Raw genomic sequence first — 6,092 nt, 5'->3', positions numbered from 1 at the left:
CAAAAGCCAGTACAACAACAACCGGTACAAAAACCAGTTCAGCAAAAGCCAGTACAACAACAACCAGCTAAAGCTCCAACAACACCTGTTTCTTCTTCTGTAAGTGCTTTTGAGCAAAAAGTGGTTGAATTAACAAACCAAGAGCGCGCTAAAAATGGCGTACCAGCATTACAGCTTGATGTAAACTTAAGTAAAGTTGCTCGTGCAAAGTCATTAGATATGAAAAATAAAGGTTATTTTGATCACAATAGCCCAACTTACGGATCACCATTTGATATGATGAAGTCATTCGGCATCACTTACCGTTCAGCAGGTGAAAACATTGCTATGGGACAACGTACTCCTGAAGAAGTTGTTAACGCATGGATGAACAGTGATGGTCACCGTAAAAACATCTTAAATGCTAGCTTTACACATATCGGTGTAGGATATGTTGCAGAAGGTAACTACTGGACACAACAATTTATTGGAAAATAATATATAATCATGTTAAAAAGAGCAGATTAAAAATCTGCTCTTTTTTTCATTTATTATAGCAAATCATTCCTTTTTCTCTTTCTCTTTTAGCTTCGCAAGTTTTTCAGACAATTTATTTGGATCAATTTGACCCTCATAGCTTGTTCCTATACTTAATTTTCCTGAAAGTTCCTTTATTCCAAGCTGCTCAAAATTATTGGCGTATTCCATTTTTTCTACAGAAATATTTTCGATACTTAAATGATCAACAATAAAGGTAGGACTTTGAGAATGCAACTCTCTTTGATTTTGTTTCTCTAGGAAAATGACTTTTTCTTCTAAAAACTGAATTTTATTGTTTAGCAAAGCAATTGTTAATTCAAAGTTATGAGTACGCTGTTGTTCTTGATCCTTTTCTCTATTGAGATGGGCATCTTGGATTGGACGATGTTTTAGCTCGATTTTTTCCAATCTATCCTCTAAATCATTCACTCTAGATTGTACTTTATTCATATCGTCTGATCCTTTTAATCTTCGGTATAGTTCAATTTTCTTTTCGAGTTCAATAAGTTTATTATTTATTTTCTTCTGCTCAAGATGTTCCACTTGAGGTGGAGGGGATTCTTTAAGAGGAGGTACTGGTCTGCTCTTTTTATAAAAAAACCTCATTTTTTTAACCTATTGGTGCTGATTCATCATGATCAACCATTATAGGGATGTTTTCCTTATCACTATAATTAAAAGGAAGGATAATGGTTAAAACTCCCTTATCGAATTGTGTCTGGATTTCATGCTTATTAATGGCTGCAGGTATTGTTATCGTTTTTTCAAAAGTTCTATTCGGTCTTTCCTTTAAATAATACTTGATAGATGGTCTAACTGTTTTACATTCTCCCCTTAAAATAAGCTCACTTTGCTGAAGAAATACTTTAATATCACCCTTTTCGACGCCTGGAAGCTCTGCTTCAACGATAAGGCTTTCGTTAGTTCCATATACATCACAACGCGGGAAAATATCCTGATTTGAAAAAAATTTGGTTGCTAGTTCTTCTGTAGCTTGGGCCTGGTTATTTTCAAAAATTTCATTCCAAAATCCTTGTGATTGATATTGTTTTGTTAACTCTAGCCATTGTTTCAATTTTTCAATATCCACAGAATCTCCTCCTTCAATTTTCTTTGACTTTCATCCCATTTCATGATTATAGGATTTCTGTAACATCAATTTCTGAATATTGCATATCAACATTTTTCGGTATTTTTATTTCAAGCATTCCGTCTTTAAAATACGCAGAAGCTCCTTTTTTCTTCACAAGAGCTGGTAGTATGATGGTGCTCTTATCCTCAAATTCAGGTATATGCTCAATCATCATCTGATTGGAAGTATGATAAATTCGCATGTCTTTTAGCCATTGTTCATTTTTTATAGGAATTCTTACAAATACATTATCATGAGTCTCAAAAACGGATGAAGGAAGAGAAGAAGAAGAAGATGATGGAGGGCTTTGCCTCGCATCGTTTTGAAAGCCTGGCATGAAGCTTTGTGGCTGCATCATCCCTTGCATTCCCTGCGGAAACATTTGATTCATCATATTCTGGACATATTTATCAATTTCATCCGGCTTCATCTGTTTCATCATATTTTTCATATCTTTATTAAATGGGAATAGGTTCCAGGGGAACATGGAGCAATCCTCCTTTCGAAGCTGCAGTTAAAATGCTTTCCTTCTTTAACAAACTGTTATATTTGGTTTTGTATGGGAATAGACGGGTTAGCAATTTGATCTTGATCGCTAACGTCTACATCGCCTACAACATTAGAAGAAAACGATGTAGTAGGAGATAAATCACCAAAAGCAATATTAGCACCAACAAACTTTGAGTTGGCAGTATGGCTGTTATGAATGGTAGGACCAAGTGAAATGGCTCCATTATTGTTAATTCCATTTGTTTTTATATTAAAAATATTAATTTGAAATGGCATAATGGTTCACTATCCTTATATTTGGTTGGCATTGACCGGAGAAACAGAGGCAATGTCCCCTTGATCATTTAAATCTGGATCAATAAATACATTTTCCATCGCTGCAGTCGGTGGAGCAAAGTCGCCAAAGGATGAATTCTGACCCTGTGATTTCGTATTTGCAGTTGGGGAATTGTAAAATGCCTCTCCAATAGTAATGGATCCGTTAGTAGCAACACTGTTTACCTTTAAGCTAAATATGTTGATAACTGTTTGCATCTTTACACTTCCTTTAGTTTCATTCGTATGGTTTAAGGTATGCAGGTACCCGCCTAATCGTTAATAAAATAAATACGTTTAGAATTTCATTTCATTTGCATATCCTTATTGTTCTTAATAGTATATTGATTAGGAAGGTTTAAAAATAAATGGAATTGCGAGGTATTTCTGTGGGAGGAAAAACAGCTTTAATAACAGGGGGAGCAACAGGCATTGGCAAAAGAACAGCTTATCAGCTGGCTGAAAATGATGTTCATCTTGTAATCAATTACCGAACAAGCAAAGTGGAAGCTGTCTCACTTGCCGAAGAACTATCCAAAAAATTTGGAACGAAAAATATCGCTATCGGCGGAGATATCGCAAATTTAGAAGAATGCCAAAAAGTTATAGATGAGGCTTTGTCCATGTATTCAAGTATCGATATATTAGTCCATAATGCGGGTCCCTATATGCATGAAAGGAAAGTATTAACCGAGTATTCCTTTAGCGAATGGAAATACATCATCAACGGGAATTTAAATGCTTTATTTTATTTAAGTAAATTGTTGTTGCCTGGAATGAGGGAAAAAGAGTGGGGCCGAATTATCACAATTGGCTTTGACAGGGTTGAGACGGCACCTGGCTGGATCTACAGATCTGCATTTGCTGCCGCAAAAAGTGGCGCTGCTTCATTAACTAAAACGATTGCACTGGAAGAGGCAAAATATAAAATTACAGCCAATATGGTTTGTCCTGGTGATATCACAGGGGATTGGAAGGACAAAGAGATTATTCAAGCTGCAGAAGTAGTAAATTATGACACCCCAATTGGCAGACCTGGAACCGGAGAGGATATTGCAAGAGTGATCTCGTTTCTTATCGATAAAAATTCAGATTTTATCACAGGAAGCATCATCTCCGTAACCGGTGGAAAGGATGTTTTAGGAAAGGCATTCAGAGATTAATTCAAAAAAAGATGGGGAACCTGAGAGTTCCCCATCTTAGCTAAATTATGCACCTTGTTGCTTAAGTGGTTTCCTTTGAATAAGCACAAGCCTGCTAGATAAACAGATTGCCCCAGCAGCTAAACCGGTAATTAAACCAATCCAATAACCGAATGCTCCCCAGTTCGTGTAATTTGCCAGAAAATAGCCGAAAGGAAGACCAATGACCCAATAGGAAATTAAGGTCATAATAAGGGTAATATTGACATCTTTATATCCCCTCAAAGCCCCTTGTACTGGTGCTTGAATAGCATCCGAAAGCTGGAAAAATATTGCGTAAATTAAGAATTGAGCGGTAAGATTTATTACTTCAGGGTCATTTGAGTAAATACCAGCGACCTCTGAACGGGTAAAAAATAATAATATTCCACATATGGTAGCCATAATTACGGCAATGGATATACCAATCCAGCTATATTCTTTCGCATCCTTAAATCGCTTAGCTCCAGTTTCAAAACCAACAACAATCGTTAAGGCCATAGAAACACTTAGTGGAACCATATAAAGGAGGGATGCAAAATTTAATGCTGCTTGGTGAGCAGCAATGGTTGCCGTAGTAAACTTACTCATAAACAAAGTAACCGCAGCAAATATACTCGTTTCAAAGAAGATAGCAAAGCCAATAGGAATTCCGATGACAAGGATTTCCTTCCATTTAGCAAAAGAAACAGCATGAAGCTTCCGAAAAATTCCAAATGAAGAAAAGGGAACAGCTTTATGGACGATTATAAAGGCAATAATGCAGAGTAGCCAATAGGTTATAGCCGTTGCATACCCTGATCCTACACCGCCAAGCTCAGGAAATCCCAGTTTCCCAAAAATCAGCAAGTAATTAAAAATGATATTAATTGGCAAGGCCATTAGAGTTATAAACATCGATACACGAGTTTTCCCTAATGCATCGATAAATGAACGGAGTACACTGTATACGAATAGTGGAACCATCCCATAGCTTAAAGCTACTAAAAAGCCATGTGCCTTCAAATGCACGATATCCTCTAGGTTCATTGCATTAAGAATCGGGTTAAGTGCAAGACCCCCACAAATTAGTACAATAATGGACATGACCACAGCAAGATAGACCCCTTGAAGGACAGAAAAGGCTACTTTATCTTTTTTTCTCCCCCCAATGAGCTGCGCTACAATAGGCGTAATCGATAATAAAATTCCGCTTAGCCCCGTAAAAACAGGCATCCAAAGTGATGAACCGATTGCGACTCCTGCTAAATCCTTTGAACTATAATGCCCTGACATCATCGTGTCAAAAAAACTCATAGAATACATAGCAAGCTGTGTGATCAAAATCGGAATTAATATCGTTAACAATTGCTTTAATTTATCTTTTTTGGTGAATGTTTGATTCATTATTGATTCCTCTTCCATTTTTAGTTCAAAAAAGAAATTATATCATATACCTAATCAATAATACCTTAAAAACATTGTGGAATGTGAAGTGTCATTAGTTTGGTATAATGATTTTTCAATTATGTGAAATTTTAAAAATCATGAATGAAAGAAGATCATTTTGCGAAATATATGTAATAAAGAAATGCTTTAATCTTGGGTATAATAAAGGAGTGGAAAAATATGAGCTTTCATATAAATAGAATTAATCCTAATCAGACACAGGTAATGTTTCAAGATGGTCGTTTTGAAACACTCACGAATGAAGAATTAGAAGAACTAATGGGACAAATGGGTATAAGTGAAAAATCTGATGAAATGGATTCAACAATCACAGACTAAACAACAAATTGAATTTGGCTATATTAAAAAGCAAAAAGCCAACGGTCCCTCCATCGGCTTTTTGCTCCTATTATGCTTCCATTAAATGTGTTGACTCTTGACCTGATGAAGTTCTATGCCGCAGAACTTCAAATGTATATAAATCTTTAGGAATCTCATACAAATTATAAGCGATACCAGTCGCATTCAGCTGATCATAAACCAATTTTCTTGATTCATTGGCAAGAAGTACATATGGAAGCTTTTCAGCTGCCTTTTGTGAACGTATATTTTCTTTTCTAATCCGCATAAAAATTGTTTCAATGCCTATTTCATAAAAGAGCTCGTTGAAAAATGCATCCTTGGCTAATTTATTATAGCCCTTTCCATGATAAGGTTTTCCTAGCCAAGTACCTAAAAAGCCTGCATTATCTTCGAAATCAAATAAGTTAATTGTCCCAATTGGAGCACCCCACTCATCAAGAATGGTACGTGATATTATTTCACCGCGTTCTTCGGCCTCTATCGTTTGCTTTGTAAGAAAAACAAATTCATCATAGGAATAGGCTTTTTGGCGTACAAAAGGGAAGACATCTGGATGCGTCATTAAATCATATAAATCATGGCATTCATGGAAATCACGTTTCTTGAGCAAGGTTATCCCTCCAGTTTGAGGACAGTCCTTCTCC

At 36.1% G+C, this 6,092-nt stretch carries 10 protein-coding genes; 3 read left to right on the top strand and 7 right to left on the bottom strand.

What is annotated here, in order from left to right; translation table 11 throughout:
• Nucleotides 1–477: CAP domain-containing protein (locus V7149_RS10130; RefSeq protein ID WP_335345512.1), on the top strand; the 477-nt coding region annotated here is incomplete at its 5' end.
• A gap of 63 nt (nucleotides 478–540) precedes the next feature.
• On the opposite strand, the gene V7149_RS10125 is transcribed toward V7149_RS10130, so the two are convergent.
• From V7149_RS10125 to V7149_RS10105, 5 genes are all read right to left on the bottom strand, one after another.
• Nucleotides 541–969, bottom strand: coding sequence for a hypothetical protein (locus V7149_RS10125; RefSeq protein ID WP_335345511.1), 429 nt, complete (start codon nucleotides 967–969; stop codon nucleotides 541–543).
• A 160-nt stretch (nucleotides 970–1,129) separates the two neighbouring features.
• Nucleotides 1,130–1,609, bottom strand: a complete 480-nt coding sequence (locus V7149_RS10120; RefSeq protein WP_335345510.1) for an Hsp20/alpha crystallin family protein — start codon at nucleotides 1,607–1,609, stop codon at nucleotides 1,130–1,132.
• Between the two features lie 46 nt (nucleotides 1,610–1,655).
• The gene (locus tag V7149_RS10115) at nucleotides 1,656–2,138 is read right to left on the bottom strand and encodes an Hsp20/alpha crystallin family protein (RefSeq protein ID WP_335345509.1); all 483 of its coding nucleotides are present in this window, start codon (nucleotides 2,136–2,138) and stop codon (nucleotides 1,656–1,658) included.
• Nucleotides 2,139–2,194: 56 nt separating this feature from the next.
• Nucleotides 2,195–2,437, bottom strand: a complete 243-nt coding sequence (locus V7149_RS10110; protein ID WP_335345508.1) for a spore germination protein — start codon at nucleotides 2,435–2,437, stop codon at nucleotides 2,195–2,197.
• 15 nt (nucleotides 2,438–2,452) lie between these two features.
• The gene (locus V7149_RS10105; RefSeq protein ID WP_335345507.1) at nucleotides 2,453–2,695 is read right to left on the bottom strand and encodes a spore germination protein; all 243 of its coding nucleotides are present in this window, start codon (nucleotides 2,693–2,695) and stop codon (nucleotides 2,453–2,455) included.
• 170 nt (nucleotides 2,696–2,865) lie between these two features.
• On the opposite strand from V7149_RS10105, the gene V7149_RS10100 reads away from it, so the two are divergent.
• Nucleotides 2,866–3,639 carry an SDR family oxidoreductase gene (locus tag V7149_RS10100; protein WP_335345506.1) on the top strand — a complete coding sequence of 258 codons (774 nt, stop codon included), beginning with the start codon at nucleotides 2,866–2,868 and terminating at the stop codon, nucleotides 3,637–3,639.
• A gap of 45 nt (nucleotides 3,640–3,684) precedes the next feature.
• Here V7149_RS10100 and V7149_RS10095 read toward each other — a convergent pair whose 3' ends face one another.
• Nucleotides 3,685–5,043 carry an MATE family efflux transporter gene (locus V7149_RS10095; RefSeq protein ID WP_335345505.1) on the bottom strand — a complete coding sequence of 453 codons (1,359 nt, stop codon included), beginning with the start codon at nucleotides 5,041–5,043 and terminating at the stop codon, nucleotides 3,685–3,687.
• 222 nt (nucleotides 5,044–5,265) lie between these two features.
• Between V7149_RS10095 and V7149_RS10090 the strand changes: the two genes are divergently transcribed.
• Nucleotides 5,266–5,424: a hypothetical protein gene (locus V7149_RS10090; protein ID WP_335345504.1), complete on the top strand. Its 159-nt coding sequence runs from the start codon at nucleotides 5,266–5,268 to the stop codon at nucleotides 5,422–5,424.
• Nucleotides 5,425–5,494: 70 nt separating this feature from the next.
• On the opposite strand, the gene V7149_RS10085 is transcribed toward V7149_RS10090, so the two are convergent.
• Complete coding sequence (locus tag V7149_RS10085) at nucleotides 5,495–6,058, bottom strand: GNAT family N-acetyltransferase (RefSeq protein ID WP_335345518.1); 564 nt, start codon at nucleotides 6,056–6,058, stop codon at nucleotides 5,495–5,497.
• Nucleotides 6,059–6,092 lie beyond the last annotated feature (34 nt).

Origin of the sequence: Bacillus sp. JJ1503, from assembly GCF_036965125.1 — a bacterium.
Taxonomy (GTDB): Bacteria; Bacillota; Bacilli; order Bacillales; family Cytobacillaceae; genus Cytobacillus.
Note: the sequence above shows the minus strand (reverse complement) of the source record. Positions and strands in the feature narration are given on the sequence as shown.

What these genes read in the sequence shown, in the direction of transcription:
- V7149_RS10125 (WP_335345511.1), bottom strand. Translation starts at nt 969, where the DNA reads ATGAATAAAGTACAATCTAGAGTGAATGATTTAGAGGATAGATTGGAA.
- V7149_RS10115 (WP_335345509.1), bottom strand. Translation starts at nt 2,138, where the DNA reads ATGTTCCCCTGGAACCTATTCCCATTTAATAAAGATATGAAAAATATG.
- V7149_RS10110 (WP_335345508.1), bottom strand. Translation starts at nt 2,437, where the DNA reads ATGCCATTTCAAATTAATATTTTTAATATAAAAACAAATGGAATTAAC.
- V7149_RS10105 (WP_335345507.1), bottom strand. Translation starts at nt 2,695, where the DNA reads ATGCAAACAGTTATCAACATATTTAGCTTAAAGGTAAACAGTGTTGCT.
- V7149_RS10095 (WP_335345505.1), bottom strand. Translation starts at nt 5,043, where the DNA reads ATGAATCAAACATTCACCAAAAAAGATAAATTAAAGCAATTGTTAACG.
- V7149_RS10090 (WP_335345504.1), top strand. Translation starts at nt 5,266, where the DNA reads ATGAGCTTTCATATAAATAGAATTAATCCTAATCAGACACAGGTAATG.